The sequence below is a fragment of the Luteibacter anthropi genome (genome assembly GCF_023699965.1).
Classification (GTDB): domain Bacteria; phylum Pseudomonadota; class Gammaproteobacteria; order Xanthomonadales; family Rhodanobacteraceae; genus Luteibacter; species Luteibacter anthropi.
Genome location: NZ_CP077072.1, coordinates 1,027,370 through 1,050,630 on the forward strand (window position 1 = coordinate 1,027,370; position 23,261 = coordinate 1,050,630).

General features: G+C 65.0%; 21 protein-coding genes. 9 read left to right on the top strand and 12 right to left on the bottom strand.

The features are described 5' to 3' along the window. The first annotated feature begins 31 nt into the window (after nt 1–31). Both dinG and KR767_RS04785 read left to right on the top strand, forming a co-directional pair. On the top strand, nt 32–2,128 hold the full coding sequence (gene dinG, locus KR767_RS04780) for an ATP-dependent DNA helicase DinG (protein WP_250878288.1): 2,097 nt from the start codon (nt 32–34) through the stop codon (nt 2,126–2,128). After that, nucleotides 2,125–2,658 carry a HutD/Ves family protein gene (locus KR767_RS04785; RefSeq protein WP_250878289.1) on the top strand — a complete coding sequence of 178 codons (534 nt, stop codon included), beginning with the start codon at nt 2,125–2,127 and terminating at the stop codon, nt 2,656–2,658. Before dinG ends, KR767_RS04785 begins: the two co-directional genes overlap by 4 nt. Before the next feature lie 156 nt (nt 2,659–2,814). On the opposite strand, the gene KR767_RS04790 is transcribed toward KR767_RS04785, so the two are convergent. Further along, nucleotides 2,815–3,186 carry a hypothetical protein gene (locus tag KR767_RS04790; protein ID WP_250878290.1) on the bottom strand — a complete coding sequence of 124 codons (372 nt, stop codon included), beginning with the start codon at nt 3,184–3,186 and terminating at the stop codon, nt 2,815–2,817. Nucleotides 3,187–3,282: 96 nt separating this feature from the next. On the opposite strand from KR767_RS04790, the gene KR767_RS04795 reads away from it, so the two are divergent. Next, nucleotides 3,283–3,813 (top strand): lipocalin family protein, encoded by a 531-nt coding sequence (locus KR767_RS04795; RefSeq protein WP_250878291.1) that lies wholly within the window; start codon nt 3,283–3,285, stop codon nt 3,811–3,813. A 57-nt stretch (nt 3,814–3,870) separates the two neighbouring features. Continuing rightward, a complete protein-coding gene (locus tag KR767_RS04800; RefSeq protein WP_250878292.1) occupies nt 3,871–4,266 on the top strand; it encodes a YchJ family protein in 396 nt (131 codons plus the stop codon). A 3-nt stretch (nt 4,267–4,269) separates the two neighbouring features. Here the strand turns inward: KR767_RS04800 and KR767_RS04805 are convergent, their stop codons facing one another. The 4 genes from KR767_RS04805 to gltB form a co-directional block, all read right to left on the bottom strand. Then, on the bottom strand, nt 4,270–5,064 hold the full coding sequence (locus tag KR767_RS04805) for an SDR family NAD(P)-dependent oxidoreductase (protein ID WP_250878293.1): 795 nt from the start codon (nt 5,062–5,064) through the stop codon (nt 4,270–4,272). A gap of 102 nt (nt 5,065–5,166) precedes the next feature. Then, nucleotides 5,167–5,931 carry an NRDE family protein gene (locus KR767_RS04810; protein ID WP_250878294.1) on the bottom strand — a complete coding sequence of 255 codons (765 nt, stop codon included), beginning with the start codon at nt 5,929–5,931 and terminating at the stop codon, nt 5,167–5,169. A gap of 478 nt (nt 5,932–6,409) precedes the next feature. After that, nucleotides 6,410–7,846 carry an FAD-dependent oxidoreductase gene (locus KR767_RS04815; protein ID WP_250878295.1) on the bottom strand — a complete coding sequence of 479 codons (1,437 nt, stop codon included), beginning with the start codon at nt 7,844–7,846 and terminating at the stop codon, nt 6,410–6,412. Next, complete coding sequence (gene gltB, locus KR767_RS04820) at nt 7,843–12,294, bottom strand: glutamate synthase large subunit (RefSeq protein ID WP_250878296.1); 4,452 nt, start codon at nt 12,292–12,294, stop codon at nt 7,843–7,845. The genes KR767_RS04815 and gltB overlap by 4 nt, the downstream gene beginning before the upstream one ends. Before the next feature lie 343 nt (nt 12,295–12,637). On the opposite strand from gltB, the gene KR767_RS04825 reads away from it, so the two are divergent. Both KR767_RS04825 and KR767_RS04830 read left to right on the top strand, forming a co-directional pair. Continuing rightward, entirely contained in the window at nt 12,638–13,807 is a 1,170-nt protein-coding gene (locus KR767_RS04825) for a murein hydrolase activator EnvC family protein (RefSeq protein WP_250878297.1), read from the top strand. A gap of 14 nt (nt 13,808–13,821) precedes the next feature. Further along, complete coding sequence (locus KR767_RS04830) at nt 13,822–15,165, top strand: S41 family peptidase (RefSeq protein ID WP_250878298.1); 1,344 nt, start codon at nt 13,822–13,824, stop codon at nt 15,163–15,165. 113 nt (nt 15,166–15,278) lie between these two features. Here the strand turns inward: KR767_RS04830 and tatC are convergent, their stop codons facing one another. The 4 genes from tatC to KR767_RS04850 are packed head-to-tail and all read right to left on the bottom strand — an operon-like array spanning nt 15,279 to nt 17,438. Beyond that, nucleotides 15,279–16,037: a twin-arginine translocase subunit TatC gene (gene tatC / locus KR767_RS04835; protein ID WP_166950099.1), complete on the bottom strand. Its 759-nt coding sequence runs from the start codon at nt 16,035–16,037 to the stop codon at nt 15,279–15,281. Next, nucleotides 16,024–16,422, bottom strand: a complete 399-nt coding sequence (gene tatB / locus KR767_RS04840; protein ID WP_250878299.1) for a Sec-independent protein translocase protein TatB — start codon at nt 16,420–16,422, stop codon at nt 16,024–16,026. The genes tatC and tatB overlap by 14 nt, the downstream gene beginning before the upstream one ends. Before the next feature lie 13 nt (nt 16,423–16,435). Next, nucleotides 16,436–16,672, bottom strand: a complete 237-nt coding sequence (gene tatA / locus KR767_RS04845) for a twin-arginine translocase TatA/TatE family subunit (RefSeq protein ID WP_166950102.1) — start codon at nt 16,670–16,672, stop codon at nt 16,436–16,438. Nucleotides 16,673–16,730: 58 nt separating this feature from the next. Next, a complete protein-coding gene (locus KR767_RS04850) occupies nt 16,731–17,438 on the bottom strand; it encodes a lipid-binding SYLF domain-containing protein (protein WP_250878300.1) in 708 nt (235 codons plus the stop codon). A gap of 113 nt (nt 17,439–17,551) precedes the next feature. Between KR767_RS04850 and hemH the strand changes: the two genes are divergently transcribed. Genes hemH through panS form a run of 3 tightly spaced genes read left to right on the top strand, consistent with a single transcriptional unit; the run spans nt 17,552 to nt 20,460 of the window. Continuing rightward, complete coding sequence (hemH, locus tag KR767_RS04855; protein WP_250878301.1) at nt 17,552–18,673, top strand: ferrochelatase; 1,122 nt, start codon at nt 17,552–17,554, stop codon at nt 18,671–18,673. Further along, entirely contained in the window at nt 18,666–19,502 is an 837-nt protein-coding gene (locus tag KR767_RS04860) for an alpha/beta fold hydrolase (protein ID WP_166950108.1), read from the top strand. Before hemH ends, KR767_RS04860 begins: the two co-directional genes overlap by 8 nt. Before the next feature lies 1 nt (nt 19,503). Beyond that, nucleotides 19,504–20,460 (top strand): ketopantoate/pantoate/pantothenate transporter PanS, encoded by a 957-nt coding sequence (gene panS / locus KR767_RS04865; protein WP_250878302.1) that lies wholly within the window; start codon nt 19,504–19,506, stop codon nt 20,458–20,460. Nucleotides 20,461–20,633: 173 nt separating this feature from the next. Here the strand turns inward: panS and cyoE are convergent, their stop codons facing one another. Genes cyoE through KR767_RS04880 form a run of 3 tightly spaced genes read right to left on the bottom strand, consistent with a single transcriptional unit; the run spans nt 20,634 to nt 23,259 of the window. Then, a complete protein-coding gene (gene cyoE, locus KR767_RS04870) occupies nt 20,634–21,500 on the bottom strand; it encodes a heme o synthase (protein ID WP_243853278.1) in 867 nt (288 codons plus the stop codon). Nucleotides 21,501–21,547: 47 nt separating this feature from the next. Further along, a complete protein-coding gene (locus KR767_RS04875; protein ID WP_250878303.1) occupies nt 21,548–22,699 on the bottom strand; it encodes a COX15/CtaA family protein in 1,152 nt (383 codons plus the stop codon). Further along, nucleotides 22,699–23,259: a hypothetical protein gene (locus KR767_RS04880; protein ID WP_250878304.1), complete on the bottom strand. Its 561-nt coding sequence runs from the start codon at nt 23,257–23,259 to the stop codon at nt 22,699–22,701. The genes KR767_RS04875 and KR767_RS04880 overlap by 1 nt, the downstream gene beginning before the upstream one ends. Between the last annotated feature and the right edge of the window lie 2 nt (nt 23,260–23,261).

Consider the following 23,261-nt stretch of genomic DNA (forward strand, 5'->3'; position numbering starts at 1 on the left):
AAGGTTACCTCTACCGCTTTCTGCCTGCCTGATGCTCACTGACGACACCAAAGCCGCGATCCGCGCCGCCTATGCGCGGCTGAAGGACGGACTCACGGGTTTTCGTGGGCGTTCGTCGCAGCTGAAGATGATTGCCGAGGTCGCCAAGGCCCTCGCCGAGCCCACGGGTGCCGCCGTGATCGAGGCGCCCACCGGCACCGGCAAATCCATGGCGTATCTCATCGCCGGCCTGGAAGTGGCGCGTGCGCAGAAGAAAAAGCTGGTGATCGCCACGGCTACCGTGGCCTTGCAGGAACAGCTCGTCCAGCGCGATATCCCGCAATACCTCACGTTGTGCGGCATGCAGGCGAAGATCGCCCTCGCCAAGGGACGTGCGCGCTATCTTTGCCCGCGCAACCTGCGTATGGCTGGCGCGGAACCTGCGGCGCAGACCGGTTTCGATTTCGATGCCGACCTCGCCCTGTGGTCGCGGCCGCCCGCCGAGCGCGATACCAAGGCCATCGAGATTCTTGGCAAGGCCTTCGAGGCGAAGACCTGGAACGGCGACATCGACACCAGCCCCGAGCCGCTGTCCGACCTGGTGCGCGGCATGGTGACCACCAGCGCCGGCGGCTGCACGGGGCGCAAGTGCGGTTCGTTCGCCGTATGTCCCTTCTTCGTGGCACGACGCGCCATCGGCGAGGCCGACATCGTGGTAGCCAACCAGGATCTCGTGCTCGCCGACCTCACCATGCCGCGCGACGAAGATACCTTCGGCGGCGTCATCCTGCCCAAGCCGGAGGACACGCTCTACATCTTCGACGAGGCGCACCACGTGCCCTCGAAGGCTATCGACCGTGGTGCCGCCGACGTCCACCTGGCCACGACCATGCGCCGCATGGGCCGCCTGCAGAACCAGATCCACGGCGCGTATTCGCTCACCGACAAGGAGAGCATCGGCAACCTCTCGCTGGAAGCCGGGGACGCGAAAATACTGGAGCTGTCCGGTGCGCTGGAAGAGATCGAGCGCGAGATACGGATGGGCTGGACACCCTCGTCCAGTGAAACCGAGCCGGTGTTCCGCGCATCGCTGGGCCAGTTGCCCGACAACTGGAAGATGCATGCGGAGCACCTGCATCTGCTCACCCGCGACATCCAGCGCTGGATCCGTACCGTGCGCCGCACCGTAGTGGAAATGGAAGCGGGAGGCCCCACGCAGGAGGCGCTGTCGCGCGAGCTTGGCGTGGCGCTGGAGCGCCTGGAGCGCCAGGTGCGCACCTGGTATGCGTGGTCTACCGACGATAGCGAAAACGGGCCGCCGCTTGCACGTTGGGTGAGCATGACACCGGAGCAGCAGCTGGTCTGCCACGCCTCCGCCGTGTCGGCGGGCGGGCTGCTGCGCAACGTGCTGTGGGACAACGCATCGGCCGTGGTGATGACCTCGGCAACATTGAGTGCCGGTGGCAATTTCCGTGGCTTCGCCGATTCGGTCGGCCTGCCCAACGAAGCCGTGACGATCAGCCTGCCCTCGCCGTTCGACCTGGAAAAACAGGCCACGCTCGCCGTACCGGCCCTGCGCACCCTGCCGGACGACCGTGAAGGGCACGCGCGCGAAGTCTCCGAATGGCTGGCAAAGCACCTGGATTGGGACAGCGGCAACCTCGTGCTGTTCACCTCGCGCGCCAAGCTTGACCGCGTGTTGCAGATCCTGCCCATCGAATACGTGCGCAAGGTTCGTGCGCAAGGCTCTCTGTCGAAGGCCCAGCTCATCGCCGAGCATTGCGCCGATATCGAGGCCGGCAAGGGCAGCACGCTGTTCGGCCTGGCTTCGTTCGGCGAAGGCCTCGACCTTCCCGGCAAGCTCTGCGAAACGGTGGTGGTCACTCAACTACCCTTCGCCGTGCCGACCGACCCCGTAGGTGCCACTTATGCCGAATGGCTGGAATCGCGTGGGCGCAATCCATTCATCGAGGTCAGCGTGCCGGATGCCACGCGCATCCTCACGCAGTACTGCGGCCGCCTGATCCGCACCGAGACCGATACGGGCCGCATCGTGCTGCTGGACCGTCGCGTGGTCACCAAGCGCTACGGCACCGGCATGCTACGGGCCCTTCCTCCCTTCGCACGAGATATCGAGCGCGTTGCATGAAGATCATCCGTTTCGACGAACTGAAGGCCGTGCCGTGGAAGAACGGCCTGGGCATCACGCGCGAGATCGCAGTGATCCCGGAAGGTGCTGGCATGGATGATTTCCTGTGGCGGGTGAGCATCGCCGACGTGGATACAGCATCGCCGTTCTCTACGTTTCCCGGCATCGATCGCACCATTGTCCTGCTGGAAGGCGATGGTTTCACGATGACACTGGATGGCGAGCGGGAGCATGCGCTGACCGTGCCTTGCGAGCCGTTTTCGTTTGCTGGTGAGGCAAAGGTCGAAGTGCGGCTGGCCGGTGGTGCCACGCGGGATTTCAATCTGATGGTGCGACGGGGGAAAGCGCGTGGCGAGGTGCGAGCCCTGCGCGGTGAGGCCGACGTGAGCCGTGCAACACTGGTGTACCTGAGCAGCGGGCACGGCACGGCTGACGGTGAGCCCGTGGTTGCCGGCGATACCGTGTTCGAAGCGACATCGCTCCAACTGAGCGCGGATGCCACAGCCCTCGTCGTCACCCTGACCCTGTAGGAGCGCGCCTTGCGCGCGACCGGTTATCGCGAAACCCTGGTCGCGCGCAAGGCGCGCTCCTACAAGGTGATGTGTCGGGTTGTCGCGATAACCGGTCGCGCGCAAGGCGCGCTCCTACAAGGTGGTGGCCGGGTTGTCGCGATAACCGGTCGCGCGTCAGGGGCGGTGCCAGAGGTCTATCGACGTGAGCTGGTAGGGTACCGACGGCACGGCATCCTGCCAGCGCTCCACGCCCGGAAATCGCTCGCGCAGATCCAGAATAAGCATCGCAAAACCCTTGTCCGTCTCCGCCACCACCAGCACATCCCCGTCATCCAGATGGAAGAACAGGAACACGGTGTCGTAAGACGCATCATCCCGGTTTCCTGCCTCCACGCGACGCACTGTGGACACGGCCACATGCCGCACGCTTAGCGGTCCGTTCACGTGAACGATGGTCTGCTCCACACCGTCAAAGCGCACGCTGGGTCGAGTCGTGAGGCGCTCGCGCAGCCTGCCGACCAGCCCGTGAGGATCGTTTCGCTGCATGTGTCCGATGCCCTCCCCGGCACGAAAACGATGGCGATTCAAACGAGGTTCACGCCTGAGCCGCATCGTAGGGGGTCGCCCGACAGGAATCCAGCCATGCGCGACGTTCATTTTTCCCTGCTTCACGCCATGACCAGCGGTCCCGTCGCCAGCGCGCCCGTGACCGCCGTGGCCCATCTGGACCTGGAGCGCTACGCCGGCACCTGGCACGAAATCGCCCGCCTGCCGATGTATTTCCAGCGCAAGTGCACGGGCGCCGTCACGGCGACCTATACACCGCGCCCGGACGAAACCGTCGCCGTGGAAAATCGTTGCGATTCCAGCGAAGGCCCGCTGGTTGCACAAGGGGTGGCGCGTCGGCCGGAACCATTCTCGCGCGGCAAGCTGGAAGTGAGCTTCGCTCCGCTCTGGTTACGCTGGCTTCCCATGGTATGGGCCGATTACTGGGTTCTTGCGCTGGATGAAGACTATCAATGGGCGATGGTAGGACAGCCGGGGCGCAAGTACCTCTGGATACTGTCCCGGATGCCGACCCTGTCACCCGAAGTCTTTGAATCGCTCAAGGAGAAAGCGCTTGCCATGGGATACAACCTGAGCACGCTGATCGTCGCTGCCGGGCAGGAATAACCGGGAAGATATTCGGGCACTGCGATAGGATCATGAGCTTTCGAAAGTGAGTGCTTCATGGCTGCCGATCGATCACTTCCCTGCCCTTGCGGCAGCGGCAAAACCATCACGGCCTGCTGTGGCCGCTGGCATGCCGGCGAGCCTGCACCCACGGCCGAGGCCTTGATGCGCTCACGCTACAGCGCCTATGTCCTCGGGCTGGAGAACTACCTGCTGGCCACCTGGCACATCAGCACGCGCCCGGCTTCGCTCGGACTGGCCGACCAGTCACCCCAGCCCGCATGGCTCGGCCTCACGGTAAAACGCCACGAAAACCCCACGGCGGAAACAGCCGTCGTGGAGTTCGTGGCGCGGATGCGCATCGGGGGTGGCAGCGCCCACCGCATGCACGAAGTCAGTCGTTTCGTGCGTGAGGATGGGCGCTGGTATTACATTGATGGCGTGGTGAGCTGAGGGTCAGAACACCTGGCGTGCGACACCGCCGTCCACACGCATCGCCGTACCGGTGGTGCCGGAGGCCTGTTCCGATGCGAGGTACACCGACGCATTGGCGACTTCGTCGACCGACAGCAGGCGCTGGATGATCGATGTCGGACGGTGGGTCTGGATGAAATCCTTCTCCACTTCGTTTTGCGTCTTGCCCTGTTCCTTTGCGATCTTGCCGAAGAACTCGCTCACGCCTTCGGAAAGCGTCGGGCCGGGCAGTACGGAATTCACCGTGACGCCAGTACCTGCGAGGGTTTCAGCCAGCCCACGCGCCACGGCAAGCTGCGCCGTCTTGGTCATGCCGTAGTGGATCATCTCCGTCGGGATCTGCAAGGCCGATTCGCTGGAAATGAACTGGATGCGGCCCCAGCCGCGATCCTTCATGCCTTGTGCGTAGTGACGCGAGAGGCGGATGCCGGAGTTGACGTTTACTTCGAAGAAGCGCGTCCACTCGGCGTCTTCGATGTCGAAGAAACCCTTGGGCTCGAAGATGCCGAGGTTGTTCACCAGGATATCGGTCTGCGGAACGGCCTTGATAAGGGCTGTGGCGCCTTCGGCCGTGCCGAGGTCGGCGGCCACGCCGGATAGCTTTGCTTCCGGCACATCCTTGCGGATCTCGGCGATGGCGGTATCCACGCGGGCCTGGGTGCGGCCGGTGATGACCACGCTGGCGCCAGCAGCGGCCAGCCCCTTGGCGATGGCAAGGCCGATGCCGGCCGTGGAGCCTGTGACGATGGCGCTGCGCTTGCTGAGGTCGATGTTCATGGGAGTTACTCCGGAAGGGAAAGTGATTCCCTCATCGTCGGGGCACCGGTCCTCGCGATCAATCGTCGCTCAGGCAAAAGACTTTCGCCCTAAGGCGAAAGATCAGATGGCGGCCAGGTCGAAGCGGGTTTCGCCTTCAGGGATACCGTTAGGTCCGAACCGGCGTTCGATGATCGTGGCGGCATCGTCGTAATCCACCAGGATCACGGTGCTGGCGCGGGTTCCATAGTGTTCGCCAACGATGAAGGCGCTGGAAAGGAAGCGCTCACGCTCGATGCCGATGCCGGTATCGGGCAGGAGATCGTCGGCCCAGCGGCCCTGGTCGGACACCATGTCGAACAGAGTGTCGATGCTTTCGTCTGCGCTTCTTACCCAGTGTTCCAGCTTGCCAACGAGTGCCCGGGTCTTGGGCCAGGGCGCGTTGAAGTCGGCGTTGGAAAGGCCGTGGACGCCGGGCATGACTTCCTGCTGCCTGGCTTCAGGGTGATTGCCCAGGTAGTAGGCATGGTCCTGGTCGAAGGTGAGCAGGTTGAACGGACGATAGTCTTTGGCCGTGGCGAGCAGTTCGCCGGCATGGGTGGCCGCTGAGACGTTGGAGCTGAGGTAGTCAGCTACCAGCAGGCCACGGGACAGGCCGCTGTGGTCAGCCGTCAGGTCGCGTACGTTGGTGATGACGCCTACCCGACCATGCGCCGCGAGACCGGCCCAGGTGCCACCGGCTTCAAGGTCGCGCCCGGCATGGACTTCGGGTGCTTCGTCCCAGGAGGCCAGCGGTGCGGTAGGACGGGTGTGGAATTCGTCGCGATTGCCGACGAGAACGAGACGCCAGCGCGGGTGCACGCGCCAGGCGAAGGCGATGAGGCACATAGGGCGGTGAGGCCTTGTGTGGGGGCATCGTCCTATTGTGCGCCTTCGGCTTGCGGCAGGCGAATGAACGCTTTCGGCGGGTTGGTGGACCGCCGGTGCGGGGTTCCTGCGTTCGCTGGGACGACTGCAAGATGGCGATTCCCTACCTGTCCCTCACGTCGTCCCTGCGAAAGCAGGGATCCAGTGCGGTGCAGCCGGTGTTTGCGAGAGGGTTACCTGCACACAAGCCGATGTAGCGTGGCTATGTTTACTGGTGAACCGGGGCGCTGGGTTCCAGCATTCGCTGGAATGACTGCAAGATGGCGATTCCCTACCTATCCCTCACGTCGTCCCTGCGAAAGCAGGGATCCAGTGCGGTGTAGCCGGGGTTTGCGAGAGGGTTACCTGCACACAAGCCGATGTCGCGTGGCTATGTTTACTGGTGAACCGGGGCGCTGGGTTCCAGCGTTCGCTGGAACGACGTGAGGGGTAACCGACGTCAGGCGGCTACCGTGGCGTCGTGTTTTTTTGCTGCGAGCATGCGTGCGATCGACGAGGCGGCTTCGCGGCCATCGTAAACTGCGCGCACCACGAGGTCTGCACCGCGCACGTTATCGCCACCGGCAAAAACCTGCGGGTGACTCGTCTGGTGCGGAAGGTTTCCCTCGGCGCCGGTCACGATGCGGCCGCTGCGATCACGGGCGATACCGAAGGCATCGCACCACGACGGCGGGCTTGGCTGGAAACCGAAGGCCTGGATCACAACATCGGCGCGCAGGTCGGTTTCGCTGCCTTCGACATTGCGCGGGCGCGGACGGCCGTCACCCTCATCGACCAGCTGCGTCTCGACGACACGCACCGCTTTGATCCGGCCGTTATCGCCCACCAGTGACATGGGCTGGCGCTGGAAGAGGAAACGCACGCCTTCCTCACGGCTGTAACCGACTTCGCGGCGCGAACCCGGCATGCTCGGTTCATCGCGACGATAAACGCAGGTCACGGAAGCCGCACCGAGGCGGATCGCCGTGCGGTTGCAGTCCATGCCCGTGTCGCCACCACCGAGCACCACGACATGCTTGCCGGCCAGATCGTATTCCGGTGCAGGTGCCTCGTCGCGCAGCAGTCGCTCGGTGTTGGCGATGAGGAAGGGCAGCGCATCGTGCACGCCACCCAGTTCGCGGCCTTCGAGCTGCCCATCGACATAGGTATAGGCCCCGGTGCCGACGAACACGGCGTCGTAATCGGCCAGCAACTCGTCGAATTCGATGTCGTGCCCGATCTCCACGCCCAGGTGGAAACGCACGCCCATGCCTTCGAGCACCATGCGGCGTGTCTTGACGACGTGCTTGTCGAGCTTGAAGGGCGGAATGCCGAAGGTGAGCAGGCCACCGATTTCATGCTGTCGGTCGAAGACATCGGCGGCGATACCCGCGCGGCGCAGGCGATCGGCACAGGCAAGCCCTGCCGGACCGGCACCCACGATGGCAACGCGCGCGCCGGTTTCCTTCACGCGGGAAAGATCGGGGCGCCAGCCCTGGCGGATGGCTTCGTCGGTCACCCAGCGCTCCACGCTTCCGATGGTGACGGCGCCGAATTCGCCCTGTTCCAGCGTGCACGAGCCTTCGCACAGGCGATCCTGCGGACAGACGCGGCCGCAGATTTCGGGAAGCGGATTGGTCTCGTGCATCAAGGTGGCGGCCTCGAAGAGGCGACCGTCCTGCACCAGCTTCAGCCAGTTCGGAATGTAGTTGTGGACCGGACAGGCATGCTCGCAATACGGGTTGCCGCAATCGATGCAGCGCTCGGACTGCTGGGCCGCCTCCGTGGAGGCGAAATCGCCGGAAATTTCACCATAGCCGAGCACGCGCACGGCCACCGGAACGGTGCGCGGCGTCTGCCGGGGTACTTCGAGGAATCGGAAGTCCTTCGCGCTCATGCCGCACTCCGCAGTTCTTCGGCCAGGGCATCGAGGCTGGCGGCCTTGGGCTTGACCAGCCAGAAGCGTTGCAGCAAACCACGGAAATCACCCAGCACGCGCTGGCCCCATGCACTTGCGGTGAGTTCAGCGTGGCGTGCGATAAGCTGGCGAAGGTGCTGCATGTAATGTTCCATGCCTTCGTGCGAAATGCGCACGATGTCGACAAGCTCGTGGTTGTAGCAATCGACGAAATTGCGCTCCAAGTCGAGCACGTAAGCGAAGCCGCCGGTCATGCCCGCACCGAAGTTCAGCCCGGTGCGTCCCAGCACGGCAACCACGCCGCCAGTCATGTATTCGCAGCAGTGATCACCGGCGCCTTCCACCACGGCCAGTGCGCCGGAGTTGCGCACGGCGAAGCGCTCACCGGCCTGCCCTGCGGCGAACAGCTCGCCACCCGTGGCGCCATAGAGGCAAGTGTTGCCGATGATCGACGCATCCTGGCTTTCGAAGGGCGAATCTTCCGGCGGACGCACCACGATGCGGCCACCGGCCATGCCCTTGCCCACGCCGTCGTTGGCCTCGCCGATCAGCTCGATATGCACGCCACCGGCATTCCACGCACCCAGGCTCTGTCCTGCCGATCCGGTGAGATGAAGGTTGAGGGGCTTGCCGGACATGCCTGCATCACCCCAGCGTCGCGCCACGTCACCAGACAGGCGGGCACCGATGGCGCGATCCGTGTTGGTGACCGGATAGCGGAAGGTACCGCCCAGTCCATCGGTGACGGGCTGGCGAGCGTCGGCGGAGATACGGCTGGCAAGCGTGGCCGGGTCGCGCATGGGATTGCGTGCGAAGGTGCACGCGAAGTCCACCTTTTCACCCAGTCCATCAGCGGTGACCAGGGGCGTGAGATCAAGGCGCTCCTGTACCGGCGTGACACCGTCGCGACGTTCCAGCTGGTGTGCCTGACCGATCAGCTCGGCCAGCGAACGCACGCCAAGGCGCGCGAGATGACGACGGACGTCTTCCGCGACGAAGCGGAAATAATTCATCACCATGTCCGGCAGGCCAAGGAAATGCTTCTGGCGCAGCACCGGATGCTGGGTGGCGACACCCGTGGCGCAGTTGTTGAGATGGCAGATACGCAGGTACTTGCAGCCCAGCGCCACCATCGGACCGGTGCCGAAACCGAAGCTCTCTGCACCGAGCATGGCCGCCTTGATCACGTCGAGGCCGGTCTTGAGGCCGCCGTCGGTCTGCAAACGCACGCGGCCGCGCAGGTCGTTGATGCGCAGTGTCTGCTGCGTTTCCGCCAGACCCAGTTCCCATGGCGTGCCGGAGTACTTGATGGAGGTGAGCGGGCTCGCACCGGTACCGCCATCGTGACCCGACACGGTGATGAGATCCGCTCCCGCCTTGACTACACCAGCGGCAACGGTGCCGACACCGGCATGGGAAACGAGTTTCACCGATACCAGCGCCTGCGGATTCACTTCCTTGAGGTCGTGGATCAGCTGGGCGAGATCTTCGATGGAATAGATGTCGTGGTGCGGCGGCGGCGAGATGAGGCCGATGCCGGGCTTGGCATAGCGCAGCCGGGCAATCGTCGCATCCACCTTGTGGCCGGGAAGCTGACCACCCTCGCCGGGCTTGGCGCCCTGGGCGATCTTGATCTGCAATACCTCGGCATTGACGAGATACGCAGGCGTGACGCCGAAGCGACCGGAGGCCACCTGCTTGATCTTCGAGGCCTTGTCGGTGCCATAGCGCGAAGGGTCTTCACCACCCTCGCCCGAGTTGCTGCGCGCGCCAAGGCGGTTCATGGCGATGGCAAGCGCCTCGTGGGCTTCCGGCGACAGCGCGCCGAGCGACATGCCAGCGGAGTCGAAACGCTTGAGGATGTCTTCGACCGGTTCGACCTCGTCGAGCGGTATGGACGTGCCGCCGCGCGGTACCAGAAGGTCGCGCAATGCCGATGGCGGACGCGCGTCGACGTGGTGCGCGTAGATTTCGTAGTCTTTCCACTCGCCCGTGCGCACCGCCACCTGGAGGCTGGCGATCACATCGGGGTTGTACATGTGGAATTCGCCGCCGTGCACATACTTGTACAGGCCACCGGCACGAAGCGACTGGGCTTCGTCCCAGGCCTCGGCAGCGAGCAGGCGTTGTTCGTGTTCGAGGTCGGCGAAGGTGGAACCGCCGATGCGCGACGGTGTGCCGGGGAAACAGATGTCGACGACGTCCTTCGACAGGCCCACGATCTCGAAGAGCTGGGCGCCGCGATAGCCGGCGACCGTGGAGATGCCCATCTTGGAGAGGATCTTCAGCAGGCCCTTGCGGATGCCGCGACGGTAGTTGCGGCCGATTTCACGCGGGGCGCCTTCGCCATTGCGGATATGTCCACTTCGGCCCAGGTCGAACAGGCTCTGGTAGGCGAGCCAGGGATAGATCGCGGTGGCGCCGAAGCCGAGCAGGCAGGCGAAGTGATGCGGGTCGCGCGGCGTAGCCGTCTCGACCATGATGTTGCATTGACATCGCAGGCCACGATCCACGAGGCGCGCATGCACGGCACCCGTGGCAAGCAGCGAATGAATGGGCAGCAGCTCACGGCGCGGGTAGCGATCGCTCAGGAAGACGATCCTCACGCCACCGCGCACGGCGGCCTCCACGTCGTCGCATATACGCGCCAGTGCCTGTTCCAGTGTCTCGTCCGCGCCGTACATGAGGTCGAAACGCGGCGTATCGGCGTAATCGGGATTGGCGAGGATCTGGCGAAGCTTGCGCTGGGAAAGGATCGGCGAATTGAGCAGGATCTGCTTCGCGTTCTCCGGGCCCAGGTCGAAGATGTTGCGCTCCTGGCCAATCTGCGTGACCAGTGACATCACCAGCCGCTCGCGCAACGGGTCGATCGGCGGATTGGTGACCTGCGCAAAACCCTGGCGGAAGCGGTCGAACAACGGACGGATCTGCCGTGAAAGCACAGCCATGGGCGTGTCGTCGCCCATGGAGCCGGTGGCTTCGGCTTCGGATTCGGCCAGCACCTTCAGCACGGACTCGCATTCTTCGCGGGAAAGACCGTAGAGCTTCTGGTAGCGGCGCAGTTCGTCGGCCGGCAGTGGTTCGGCCGCGAGGCTGGGGTCGATCAGATCGGATTCGAGGTAGGTGACGCCATCGCGCAACCAGTCGCGGTACGGTGCACGCGCCTTGTTGATCGCATCGATGTCGGCATTGCGCAGAAGGCGATGCTCACGGAAGTCGACGGCGATCATCTCGCCCGGAGCGAGACGCCCCTTGGCAACGATGCGCGACGAAGGGACGTCCCACAGACCCGCCTCGGAACCAACGATCAGGTGGTTGTCGTCGGAGAGCGCCCAGCGGGCGGGACGAAGGCCGTTGCGATCGAGCGTGCAGGCGGCGTAGCGCCCGTCACACATGACCAGGCCGGCTGGGCCATCCCAGGGCTCGCTATGCAATGCGTAGTATTCGTAGAAAGCCGCGAGGTCTTCGTCGATATCTTCGCGTGCCGCATAAGCCGGCGGCACGAGCACACGCATGGCCGTGATGAGATCCATGCCGCCCATGAGCAGCACTTCGAGCGCGTTGTCGAGGCTTTCCGAATCCGAGCCTTTCTGCCGCACCAGCGGACCGATATCCGACAGATCGACCTTGTCCGAACGCATGACCGAGCCACGCGCCTGCATCCAGCGCCGGTTGGCGCGGATGGTGTTGATCTCGCCGTTGTGAGCAAGGAAACGGAAGGGCTGCGCCAGCCGCCACTGCGGCGACGTGTTGGTGGAGAAGCGCTGGTGGAACACCACCGCGTCGGCGACAAGCGCCTTGTGGTGAAGATCGGGGTAGACGTCGCGCAGGCGACCCGGTGCGGCCATGGCCTTGTAGCCGATCACTTCGCCTGACAGCGAGACTACATAGAAATGCGGATCGTCGGAGAGACGAAGCTCGGCGCGACGGCGTGCGCGGAACAGTGCGGCCTCGAAGGATTCCGGCGACAGGTCGCCCGGTGCATCGACGAACACCTGGCGAACGCGTGGCATGGCAGCCGACGCGAGCGGACCGCAGGCGTCGCCATCCACGGCGACGTCGCGCCAGCCGGCCACACGCAGGTTCACGGCGGCCAGTTCGTCTTCAAGAACGGACGCAGCCGTGTCGTTTCCTTCCGGATCGAGAAAGACGACGCCAGCGGCGAAGTGCGTAGCCAGGGAGATACCGGATTCGGCGGCAAGCGCGCGCAACCATTCCACCGGACGGCGGAACAATACGCCACAACCATCGCCGCTTATGCCGTCGGCGTTGACGCCACCGCGATGCGACAGACGTGCGAGTGCGTCGAACGCGGTGTCGACGAGTTTTGAACTGGCGTGGCCATCTATCTGCGCGACGATACCGAAGCCGCAGCTGTCGTGTTCGAACGCCTCATCATAGAGGCGCGGAGTGCCTTGCTTCACCATCCGCCTCCTCGTGGCATTAGGTTGTGCTGGGTCGTGCGCGCACGTGTTCCCGCGGCCCAGGACGGGCCGACCTCACGTACACGCGGATAGGCATGCGCCCCACTTTAGACATAATTGCGGCGCTGCGTCAAAGGCATTCGGACGTCCATATGAAAATCCAACGGAATGGTTACAAACGGAACGATCGCCCATGCTGGCCGACGGCTGCCGTAACGCACGTGACTCGCGCAGGAGCGCGCCTTGCGCGCGAGCGTTCCAGACCGGGCGGCTCACCGTTCCGGCCCGGTCGCGCGCAAGGCGCGCTCCTACAGGGGGAGTGGGCGGATGGGTCATAATCCGGATCATGCGCCCAATCCGACTTCTGCCCGCCCTGCTCGCCACCGCCCTCGCCCTCGCCCCCCTCCCGGCCGCGCTCGCGGCCCAGGATGGCAAGGCCCGGACCGAGCAGGACCAGGCCCGGCAGAAACTGGACACCGTGCGCAAGGACATCGAGTCGCTCACAAAGGAACAGCGGGAAACGGCCAACACCCGCGACAGCGCCAATGCCGCCCTGGCGAAGCAGGCCGAACAGGTCTCTGCCGCCGCCCGCGCCGTGCGCGACACCGACACCGAGCTGGCCCAGCGCCAGCACGATCTCGACCAGCTCGGCCAGCAGAAGGCCGAGATGCAGCGGGGCCTGGACAAGCAGAAGGGCGCCCTCGGCGACCTGCTACGGGCCACCTATAGCCTTGGCCGCGGCTCCGACCTGCAATTGCTGCTGGGTGACGAAGATGTGAACCGCATCTCGCGTGCCCTGGCCTATTCGCGCTACTTCCAGGAAAACCGCGTCGACCGCATCAAGGGATTGCTCGCGGATCTTTCGAAGCTGCAGGAGGTCGAAACCGCCATTACCGCCGAACAGCAGAAGCTGGAGGCGACCCGGGCCGAGCGCAGCAAGCGGGCGGCGGAACTCGAAAAACAGCGTGGCGAGCAACAGAAGCTGGTGGCCGAAGCGAACTCCAGATACAAGGACCAGGCCCAGCGCATGGCCGCCCTGAAGCAGAACGAGCAGGACATGAATGCCCTGGTCGCCAAGCTGCAGAAGGTGATCGACGAGGCCGCCAAGGCCGCCGAACCGGCGCCGGCCCCGAAGGGTGCACCGCCCTCCGCGCCGATGGGCAACCTTCGTGGCAACCTGCCCTGGCCCGCCTCCGGTGCGGTGCACGCGTACGGCAGCGGCGTGATCATCGTCGCACCGCGAGGCAGCGAGGTGAAGGCGGTGGCACGCGGTCGCGTCGTCTTCGCCAACTTCCTGCGCGGCTACGGCATGATGATCATCGTGAACCACGGCAACGGCTTCATGAGCATGTACGGCAACAACGAAACGCTGCTGCACGGCGTGGGCGACATGGTGGAAGCCGGCGAAGCCGTCGGCACTGCGAGTGCCCCGGTCGGCGACAGCGGCGCGTATTTCGAGCTGCGCCAGGGTGGCAAGCCCATCGACGCGCGCGGCTGGCTCGGCAAACGGCATTGATCCTGGAGAAAGGCATGCGTCAGCACCCCCTTCGCCTCGCCCTCGCGCTGGTCTTCGGCGCCGTGGCGACCCTTCCCGCCCAGGCTCAGCAGAAGCCGCTCAAACAGCCCGATGCCCCCGCAGCGTCGTCGACCACGGCGGCAAAGGTCGTCAACGAGGCCGACGATTCGGTCGATCTGGACGATATCCGCAATTTCACGCGGGTGTACCACATCGTGCAGCAGGCCTATGTCGAGAAACTCGACAACAAGACCATCATGAAGGCCGCCATCAGCGGCATGTTGCAGAACCTCGATCCGCACAGCGAATACCTCGACAAGGACGGCCTGGCCGAACTCGACGAAGACACCACGGGCCAGTACGGCGGCCTGGGCATCGAGGTGTTGCAGGTGGATGGGTCGCTGAAGATCGTCGCGCCCATCGACGACACGCCGGCCTCGCGCGCGGGCATCAAGCCAGGCGACATCATCCTCAAGGTGGATGGCATGGTGATCGACGGCCAGAACATCGACGAAGCATTCAAGAAGCTGCGTGGCGATCCGGGGTCGAAGATCACGCTCACCATCCTGCACGAGAAATCCGACAAGCCCATCGACATGCCATTGGTGCGCGAGCGCATCAACGTCACCAGCGTGAAGGTGCGCCAGCTCGACCCGGGCTATGTGTACATCCGCCTCAGCCAGTTCCAGGAAGACACCTCCACGGATCTGGAAAAAAAGCTCGGTGATTACATCAAGAAGAACGGCGCGCCGAAGGGCGCGGTGCTCGACCTGCGCTCGAATCCCGGTGGCCTGCTGACCAGTGCCGTGGGCGTGGCCGATACCTTCCTGGACAGCGGCGGCATCGTGAGCACCAAGGGCCGCCTGCCCGATGCAAACCTCAATTTCGAGGCGCATCCGGGCGACCTGCTGAACGGTGCGCCGATGGTTCTGCTTGTCGACAATGGCACGGCCTCGGCCGCCGAGATCGTCTCCGGTGCACTGAAGGACAACCATCGCGCCCTCATCATGGGCCGGCGAACCTTTGGCAAGGGCGTGGTGCAGACCGTGCTTCCGCTGGACCAGGATCACGCGGTGAAGATCACCACGGCGCGTTATTACACGCCGAATGGCACCTCGATCCAGGCCGAAGGTATCAAGCCGGATATCGCGCTGGCCGATCTTGCCGTGAGCAAGGGAGATACCGCGCCGTCGCTGATCGGGTCGGAAGCCGATCTGCCGAATCATCTGGCCAATGAGAAGGCCGGCAAGGATGACGGCAAGGGTGGCTCGGATGACGATGGCAAGCTGGCCATCGAGGATTACGCGCTGTCGCAGGCGTTGAATGTGCTGAAGGGGTTGTCGCTGGTCAGGAAGTAACCGGCGAAGTTGGTCGCGCGCGAGGCGCGCTCCTACAGGGCTACGCTTGGGGTGGCCGGTGCCTTGTAGGAGCGCGCCTTGCGCGCGACGGGATCGCAGCCCTGAGCAGGTGACTACCCCTGCTCAGGCGCCTTCAGAAGAAACCGCACCGCCAGCAGGCCCAGCTCGTAGAGCAGGCACATCGGCACGGCCAGCATCACCATCGACAGCAGGTCGGGTGGCGTGATGAACGCCGCAATGGCGAACGCACCCACGATGGCGTAGCCGCGTCCCTTGCTCAGCTTCTGGGCATCCACGATGCCTATCGCCGCCAGGATTACCACGGCCACGGGCACCTCGAAACACAGGCCAAAGGCGAAGAACATCAGCATCACGAAATCGAGGTAATGCGTGATGTCCGTCATCATCGCCACGCCATCGGGCGTCACGGCATTGAGGAACTTGAAGGCCGCCGGCAGCACGACGAAGTAGGCAAAGGCGCAACCCGAATAGAACAGCACCAGCGAGGCCACCAGCAGTGGCCGGGCCAGGCGCTTCTCGTTCTTGTACAGGCCCGGGCTCACGAAGGCCCACAGCTGGTACAGGATCATCGGCATGCTGATGAACAGCGCCACGAAGAAGGCCAGCTTCAGCGGCGTAACGAAAGGACTCGCCACCTCGGTGGCAATCAGGTGCGCACCGGCCGGCATGCGCTCCACCAGCGGCTTGGCCAGCTCTGCATACAGATGGTTCGCCACCGGTACCAGGGCAAGCAGCACCAGCAACAGCACCACGATGGCCCGCAACAGACGCGAACGCAGCTCGATCAGGTGGGAGAACAGGCCCTCTTCGATGCCGCCCTCGGTGGACGGATCGGGGTCAGCTACGGTCATGCGGCTCGTTCCTGGGCGCCGGCGGGGTGTCGCTGGCGATGGCCGTGGTCTCGGCCTGCACCGCCGGAGCGGCGGGCTGGGTGTCGGTGAAGGTCTCGCGCATGCGCTCGCCCGTCTGGCGCATGTCGGCCCCGGTGGCGCGCAGGTCGTCGCGGACGCTGTCGTGGGCGGCGCGGGCGCTCTCGGCCGTCTCACGAATAGTGCGACGGATTTCCTCGGCCTGGATCTCGCGCTCTACCTCGGAACGGACGCTGTCCCAGCCGTTGCGAACCCGGCGAAGCAGCGCGCCCGCCGTGCGGGCGGCATGCGGCAGGCGCTCGGGACCGAGGACGATGAGCGCCACCAACGCGAGCAGCAGCAGTTTGCCGAAGCTGATCTCGATCATGGCGGCGCCAGGGTCACGGGTTGCGGTCGTGAGACTCGGCGTTCTCGCGCTGGGCGGTGGAGGCGGCGGCCGGCGGCGGGTCGGCGCGCAGCTTCTCCTCGCGGCGAGCGGCTTCTTCGTCGCCGCCGTCCATGCCCTTCTTGAAGTCGCGCATGGCACCGCCCAGGTCCGAGCCGATGTTACGCAGCTTCTTCGTACCGAAGATCAGCACGACGACGAGCAGCAGGAGGACGATATGGGTAATGCTCATGGAAACCTCGAAGGCCCGCTAAAGGCCGGTGGGACGGGGCGGCACCGGGAGGGCACCGTCACTTCTGAGTGTACTCTTCCAGTTTATCGCGGAAATTCACTACTTCGTTGGGTACATTCTCAACGCCGTTTTCAAAAATCCGCCGCGCCGTGACGCCCTTGCCGTACACGGCCTCGTTGTAATCGTCGTCGATGGCCAATCGGGCGCCATCCAGCGCGATGCCCGCGAACAGGCCCTTGCTGCGCGAATACGAGTAGATTTCGGCCTTCAGCTGGCCGTCGGTGGCCGCCGTGGCAGTGCGCCCGACCGGGCCGGCCGCCGCCGAGGCGTCGGCGCCGAGCGTGAATTTGCCGTTGACGATGTTGTCCACGCCGCGGGTGGTGCGGAACACCAGGATCACGTCGGTGGACGAGATGCCGGCCTGGAAGCCCACGCTGCCGCCGGTCATCGAGATGAAATTGGGGTTGGACCAGGTGCCGTCAGCCGACTTCACCGAGATGAGCCCATTGCCGTGGCGGCCGCCGAAGATCAGGCCCGCCTTGATCATGCTGGGGATGACCGCGATGGCCTTGGCGTTCTTGAGCAGGTCGGAAGGCAGCTGCTTGTCGGGCGCGCCATCCTTGGTGTTGAACATGTCGTCGAGCACACGGACCGCGTCGCCGGACTGGTTCAGGGCTTCCTGGCGGCGGGATTCGGCCTGCACCGCGAAAGCGGGCAGCAGGGCCACGAGGCCAAGGAGAAGCAGGCGGGCAGTACGTCGGGTCATCAGGGGCTCCTATCGGTAGCGAGGGGCATCGAAGGCTGCGGCAATGGATGCGAGCGGGGCCGCGCCACGCTGTGGCAGACTGCGGCGATCCCCCGCGAACAGCCGTCACGCCGATGCCAGGTACGCCCAACTATACCGGCCTTGCCGGGTATTCCCATGACATTCCCGCCCGCACGGGGGTGCTGCTGGTTAACCTCGGTACACCCGAAGCACCCACCGCGTCGGCATTGCGCCCTTATCTTGCCGAGTTCCTCGGCGATCCTCGCGTCATCGAGTATCCCAGGCTGCTGTGGAAAGCCATCCTGCACGGCGTGATCCTGCGGGTGCGCCCCAAGCGTTCGGCGCATGCCTACGCGAAGGTCTGGACCGAGCGCGGTTCACCCCTGCGCGTGGGCAGCGAAGCACTGGCGGCCGCGTTGCAGGCCGAGCTCGACCGTCGCCTGCCCGGCCCGGTGAGCGTCGCCCTGGCGATGCGCTACGGCCGGCCCAGCGTGCGCGACACCATCGTGCGCATGCAGAGCGAGGGCGTACGCCGCCTGCTCGTGCTGCCTCTGTATCCCCAGTATTCGGCGACGTCCACCGGCAGCGTGTTCGATGCCGTGGCCGACACCATCAAGACCCTGCGCTGGCCACCCGAGCTTCGCCAGGTCAACGATTACCACGCCGAGCCGGCGTACATCGCTGCGCTGGCCGACAGCGTGCGTTCCCACTGGGAACGCCATGGTCGGGGCGAGAAATTGCTCATGAGCTTCCACGGCATCCCCGAACGCTACCTGCATGCGGGCGATCCTTACTTCTGCCATTGCCATGCGACCGGCCGCCTGCTGCGCGAAGCCCTGGGGCTCACGGAAGACGAAGCTTCGCTGAGCTTCCAGTCCCGCGTGGGCCGCGAACGCTGGCTGCACCCCTATACGGACGAAACCGTGCGCGCCCTGGGCGCCAAGGGTGTGCGTCGGATCGACGTGATCAGCCCGGGCTTCGCCGTGGACTGCCTGGAAACCCTCGAAGAAATCGCCATGCAGAATGCCGAATTCTTCCGCGAGGCCGGTGGCGAAACGCTCAGCTACATCCCCTGCCTCAATGCCGATGCAGCCCATGTGCAGGCGCTGGCCGATCTCGTCGCTCGCCATACGCAGGGCTGGCCCGAAGCATCGCCCAGCTACGATCCTGCTGCGGCCGCCACGCGACTGGCTACCTCGCGCGAACGCGCGCGGCAGGTGCGTGCCGATGCGTGAGTTGCGCTTTGAGATTCCCGGCCTCGAACTGGCCGGGTTGACCTGGGGTCAGCCTGACGCACCGCCGCTGCTGCTCGTTCACGGCTGGCTCGACAATGCGGCCAGCTTCTCGCTGCTGGCACCATGGCTCGCCGACCGCTTCCATGTGATCGCGCTCGACCTGCCCGGTCATGGGCATTCGCAGCACCTGCCGCCCGGCAGCGTCTACCAGCATGTCGATTACGTGCGTGCCCTGCTCGCCGCCGTCGACAAGCTCGCCCTGCCCCGCTTCCACCTGCTCGGCCACTCGCTGGGTGCGGGTGTCGCGACGATGCTTGCCATTGCCGCGCCTGAACGCGTGCGCGCACTGGCCCTGATCGAGGGGCTGGGGCCGCTGGGCGACGATGGCTCGCGCACGCTGGAGCGTTTTCGCGAAGGACTTGCCTCCGCCAACGGCAATAACCGCCCGTTGCGCGTGTTCGCCAGCATCGAGGAAGCCGCACGGGCCCGTGCCATCGCCAGTGGGCTCGATGCCACCCTGGCACGTCCTATCGTCGAGCGGGGACTGCGTCAGGTCATCGGCGGACACAGCTGGCGGAGCGATCCGCGCCTGTCGCGTCCCACCGCAATCCGGCTGGCCGAAACCCAGGTGATGTCCCTCCTTTTGGGTCTCGGCGTGCCGACATCGCTGCTGCTCGCTCTTCCCCATGCGCCCTATCTGGAACCGGAAGCCATGCAGGTGCGCATCGACTGCGTGGACGACATCCGCGTCACCCATATGGACGGCGGGCATCACTTGCACCTGGAACACCCGCAGGCCGTCGCCGACTGGGTCCTGGCTGCCTTCTGACATGCTGCGAATCGTCACGCGCCTGTTTCCGCTGTGGGCCGTCCTCGTGTCGCTTCTGGCGTATATACGGCCGGGTGCTTTCCTGCCTGCCGCACCGTGGATCAGCCAGCTGCTCATGCTGGTGATGTTCGGCATGGGCGTGACCCTCAGCGTGGACGATTTCCGGCGCGTGCTGTTGCGTCCGGCGCCGGTGCTTGCCGGAACCTTCCTGCATTACCTGGTGATGCCGCTTGCCGCATGGGTGCTGGCGAAGCTGTTCCGCATGCCACCGGATCTTGCCGCGGGGATGATCCTCGTGGGCAGTGTCGCCAGCGGGACAGCATCGAACGTGATCATCTACCTGGCGAAGGGGGATGTCGCGTTATCGGTCACGCTATCTTCGGTATCGGCGCTGGTGGGCGTGATTGCCACGCCGCTGCTGACCCGATTCTACGTGGATACGCGCATCGCGCCCGACACCCTGGGGATGCTGCTCAGCATCGTGCAGATCGTGGCGCTGCCGATCGGCCTCGGTCTGATCGTGCATCACACGTTCGGGCGCATGGTGAAGCGTATCGAACCGGGGCTTCCGGTGTTTTCGATGCTTTGCGTGCTGGTATTGATCGGTATCGTCGTTGCCGGCAGCCAGCCATCCATTGCCTCGGTGGGGCTGGTGACCTTTGTTGCCGTCGTGCTGCATAACGGGATCGGTCTGCTGAGCGGGTACTGGGGCGGGAAGCTGTTTCGTTTCGACGAATCGACCTGTCGTACGCTGGCTATCGAGGTGGGCATGCAGAATTCAGGGCTCGCGGCGACACTGGGCAAACTGTATTTCTCGCCGCTGGCCGCATTGCCCGGAGCGTTGTTCTCCGTCTGGCATAACCTGTCAGGGTCGATGCTGGCCGGCTATTGGTCTGGCCGGCCCGTGACAGGATCTCGCGATGACCGGTCGCGCGCGAGGCGCGCTCCTACACGATAGCGGGGACACCAACGGCCCATTCGCCCTGTAGGAGCGCGCCTGCGCGCGACCGGGTTTCGCGATGAATGGCCACGCGCAAGGCGGACGGAGACACCAACGACCCGTTCGCCCTGTAGGAGCGCGCCTGCGCGCGACCGGATTTCGCGATGAATGGTCGCGCGCGCGGCGCGCTCCTACACGATGGGGTCGAAGCGCACGGGCAGGTGTACCGGCGGCTGCACCAGCCAGTGATCGGCCAGGAGGAAGGCGAACAACACCATCAGGTAGATGATGGAATAGTTGAACATCTTCATCGGGAAATAATCATCCGGCGGATTGAACAGCTTCACCGCGTACCAGAGGAACCCTGCACCGAGCACTACGGCGCCAAACAGGTAGATGAGCCCGTTCATGCCCGTGAGATACGGCAGCAGCGTCACCAGGAACAACAGCACCGTATAGAAGAAGATGTGCCAGCGCGTGAACTTCACGCCATGCGTCACCGGCAGCATGGGCACCTGCGCGCGGGAGTAATCATCCACGCGGAAGATCGCCAGCGCCCAGAAATGCGGCGGCGTCCACACGAAGATGATAAGCAGCAGCTGCAAGGCATACGGGTGCAGCGAATCGGTGACTGCCGTCCAGCCCAGCACCGGCGGTGCGGCACCTGCAAGGCCGCCGATCACGATGTTCTGCGGTGTGGCACGCTTCAGGTAGGCGGTGTACACCACCGCATAACCGATCAGCGAGAAGAACGTGAGCACCGCCGTGAGCATGTTCACCAGGAACACCAGGATCAGCATCGAGACGATACCCAACGTCATGGCGAACACGAATACCTGCATCGACGTGAGCTGCCCCGTCGCCAGCGGCCGGTGCGAGGTGCGGGCCATGAGCTTGTCGATACGCTGGTCGATCAGGTGGTTGAACGCCGCCGCCGAGGCGGAAGCCAGCCAGATGCCCAGCGCACCGAAAATGCCCGAATGCCAGGTCGGCAACACCCGCTGCCCGTCGGAGTCCACGGCGAGGAACATGCCGATCACGGCGCAGAAGACCAGCATCGCGACGACGCGCGGCTTGGTCAGTTCGAGGTATTGGCGAAACGTATTCACAGGGACTCCATCGTCCTGGGCAGGCGCTGCGTGCGGGCAAGCGCCATGAGCAGGGTAAACAGCAACAGGGCGGCCACGCCATTGTGCGCCGTGGCCACCGGCAACGGCAGGCCGAGATGCACATTGCCGATGCCCAGCAACACCTGGGCCACCAGCACCACGCCGATGGCGATGGCTGTGCCCCGCAAGCCGGCACGACCCAGGCGATGCGCCAGCCAGGCGAGATAGCAGAAGGTCACCAGCGCACCGATGCGGTGGGCGATCTGGATGGCGCTGCGCGCCGACATATCCAGCACGCCGCCCTCGTAATTCACGCCGATACCGCGCCAGAGCACGAAGGCCTGGTGGAAATCGGTCTCCGGCCACCACTGGCCGAGGCACTTCGGGAAATCCACACCGCAGGCCAGCGCCGCATAGTTGGAGCTGGTCCAGCCACCCAACGCGATCTGGCAGACCAGCACCACGATGCCGATGGACACCGGCGCACGCAGCGCGCGGTAGCGGTCGTCCGACGAACCGATGCGCCACCAGCGCAATGCGGCCCAGGCCAGCAGGGCAAACGTCGCCAGACCACCCAGCAGATGCCCCATCACCACGATAGGCTTCAGCAGCAGGGTGACCGTCCACATGCCCAGCATGGCCTGGAAGATGATCACGGCCAGCGCCACTACCCCGACTTTCCAAGCCCCGGGGCGATCCAGCGTCGCGGCAGCGATCAGCGGCAAGGCAATGGCAAACGCCGACAGCACGGACGACACCACGTGCTCGCCCCGCATGTACATCACGACACCCACCGCAGCGAAAACGGCCGCCAGCAACACCGCCATCACGGCCATCCGCCGGCGCCATGCCGAAATCAGGGCGATCGCCAGCACCATCACACCCAGGCTGCCGGCGAGGAAACGATGCACCTGCTCACGCCAGGCCTTGTGGGTTTCGTAGGGGCGATCCGGAAAGGCCTCGTTCGCCTGCGCGATGTCCTGCGCATGACCCGGCCAGGTGGCCTTGCCATAGCAGGTCGGCCAGTCGGGGCACGACAGGCCCGCATTCGACAGGCGGACAAAGGCACCGAACATCACCACGCAGAAAGCGAAGATCGCGGCGAGCAACGCCAGGGTGCGCAGGGCTTTCACTGCACGGGGAGACATCAACGGATCACCTTCTGGAGGTCCTTGCGCAGGCCGTTCGGATCGAATCCGGCCGGATACCAGGCCAGCGCGGTGGCATTGGACTCGACCAGCACGGCGGCCACGCTGTCGGGCTCGGTCGGACGGAATTCGGCGAAGGCGTTCGCGGCATCGCTGCCGGCGGCATAGTCGCCCATCACACCCGCCGCACCGGCCGGCGGCTCGCCGAGATACAGCAGGCGCAGGCGATCGGCATTGCGATTGAGCACGATGCGCGCGTTGCGCATCAGGCCCAGCGTTGCCACGCAGCGTGCGGCACAGGAAGGCCCCGGCAGCGCCACGAGTGTGAGACGCGGCTCGCTGTCCCGCCAGGCCCACGGCTGGCCGGCCACATCCACTCGCACATCGGCCACGCTGCGCTGCGGCACGATGGGCTGGCCGTTGCCCTTGCCATCGGGCTGCCAGCCGCTCAGCGTGAGCAACCCCGCCGCGACGATCGGCGCGAGGAAGACGAGCATGATGAGCACCAGCTTGAAGCGGCCGTTGCCAGGCCTGGCGTGCGGGGCTTTCGGTTCGGTCATGG